The organism is Arthrobacter sp. Hiyo1 (assembly GCF_001263615.2).
In the GTDB taxonomy this organism is placed as follows: Bacteria; Actinomycetota; Actinomycetes; order Actinomycetales; family Micrococcaceae; genus Arthrobacter.
Map to the genome: position 1 here is coordinate 80,606 of NZ_DF952476.1, position 2,048 is coordinate 82,653.

2 protein-coding genes and 1 pseudogene are annotated in these 2,048 nt (G+C 64.6%); 1 reads left to right on the forward strand and 2 read right to left on the reverse strand.

Translation table 11 applies throughout. The features are described from left to right. Positions 1–615: ArsB/NhaD family transporter (locus AHiyo1_RS27460; protein WP_253257518.1), on the reverse strand; the 615-nt coding region annotated here is incomplete at its 3' end. 82 nt (positions 616–697) lie between these two features. On the opposite strand from AHiyo1_RS27460, the gene AHiyo1_RS20810 reads away from it, so the two are divergent. Further along, positions 698–1,183, forward strand: a complete 486-nt coding sequence (locus AHiyo1_RS20810) for a DinB family protein (protein WP_059389858.1) — start codon at positions 698–700, stop codon at positions 1,181–1,183. Between the two features lie 83 nt (positions 1,184–1,266). Here the strand turns inward: AHiyo1_RS20810 and AHiyo1_RS20815 are convergent. Then, positions 1,267–2,048, reverse strand: a pseudogene (locus AHiyo1_RS20815) (aminodeoxychorismate lyase); the annotation flags it as partial.

Consider the following 2,048-nt stretch of genomic DNA (forward strand, 5'->3'; position numbering starts at 1 on the left):
CCTGGAATCAGCCCCGGCCGGCTGATCCGGCCTGATCCGTCCGACCGGGATCCGTGAATAGCGGTTGCGCAGATCCCGCCGGAAGACGACGGCGATGAACAGCAGGGGTACGACGACGGCGGCAAGCGAAGGAGCCCACATCAGGCCGGCAAACCCGCCCGGAGTAATACCGCCAAGGCTGTGCTGGGCCAGAAGGTTGGTCAGGTTGGAAATGGGCAGCAGCAGGCTTGCCGTGTTGGCCAGCCACACCGTCGTCAGCGCGAAGGGCAGGGCCGGCAGTCCGGCTTGCCGCGTCACGCTGACCACCACGGGGGTCAGCAGCACCGCCGTCGTGTCCAAAGAGAGGAAGACGGTACTCAGCGTCGCGAATGCCGCCAGTAACAGCCACAAAAGAATGCTGTATCCGCGGCCCCAATAGCGGAGCCGGCGGGCAGTCCAAAGGAACACTCCAGCCTCACTGCACAGCTCAGTCACAACCGTCATCGCGACGACGAACAACAGAATCGGAGCCACCCGATCCACGAGTGCCACTAGATCGGTGAAAGGCAGGGCGCCGGTGGCGATCGCCACGGCTCCGGCCGCAAGGAGCACCGCTCCAATGATCGCCAGACGCATGAACGGAGTCTATTCCCCGGCTAAGCTCGGATCACATCGATACTGACTGAATCCCTGCTTGACGGAAAACAGAGGTGCAACCGTGACGCTTGCCGAAGACAACCTCAACCAGCCAATTCGCATCCAATTCGAGGCATTCATCGATGAGCACCGGCGCGCGCTCAATGACTGCTTGAACGGGTTGACGGAGGAACAGGTCCGGCGGTCATTGGTGCCGTCCCGGACCACCCTGCTGGGCCTCGTAAAACATGCGACCTTCGTGGAGAAGGTCTGGTTCGACGAAGCCATCACGTGCCGTTCGCGCGCGGAGATCGGCATCCCTGCGACGCCGGATGAATCTTTTATCCTCGACGACGGCGACACCATCGCTTCAATCCAGCAGGCGCACCGCGAGGCATGCGAAGCATCGCGCCGGGCGTCATCGTCCTTGGGGCTCGACGACATGCTCAACGGCAACCGACGCGGCCCGCTCCCGCTGCGCTGGGTGTACCTCCACATGCTGCGCGAGCTTGCGCAACACTGCGGTCACGCGGACATCCTGCGGGAACAAATCACCGCACCCAAGTGACTCGCAATAGATGTCGTTTAGGGCGCTCTAAACGACATCTACTGCTAGTTAGTTGGGCAGGGGAGGCAGTTGGCGCGAAAACCCTACTCGATCCCCGCGAACAGCTCGTTGAGCTCGGCCGTCAGCTGTTTGCGCATTGCCGGCGTGCCAATCTCCCTGCCATCCACGTGGTTGACGGGCGCGATGAGCCGGATGCTCGAGATCAGCCACACCGCGTCCGCGTCGAACAGGTCTTCCGGGACCAGCGGGCCGTAGCCGAGCTCCCAGCCCGCTGCCTTCGCTTTGGCGAAAAGCGCGTCTTGGGACGTGCCGGGCAGGATGCCGCTGTCCAGCTGCGGAGTGATGAGGCGCTTGACCGTGCGCGCCGAGCCGGCGCCGTCGTCGACCGTTTCGACGTGGGCCAGCAACACCGTGGAGGTCGGGCCCTCCAGGACGCGGCCGTCCGTTGACGTGAAGATTGCGTCGTCCGCACCTTGCTTGTGCGCGTAGCGCAGCGCGGCCATGTTCACCGCGTAGGAGAGCGTCTTGGCGCCGAGCAGCAGCCAGGGGGCGCGGTCGCCCGCCTCCGTGTCAAAGCCACGGTCAAGAAGTACGACGTCGATGCCCGTCTCGCGCTGCCGGCGACTGCCGCGGGGGACGGCGAAGCCTGGATCCAGCACGTGGGAGTCGAGGCCCCTTCCACCCCGCGCGTCACCAGCAGCTTGACACTACCTCGTCTTCGGCCGGGCTCGGCGCGGGGCGAAGGCGTCCCGGAATTTCGGGTGATCGCGGTGTCGATCGCCCGGCGCCAGACGTCCTGTTCGGGAATGTTGAGGTCCAGTGCGCGGGCTGAGCTCTCTACCTGTTCAGGTGCGCTTGCACCTTG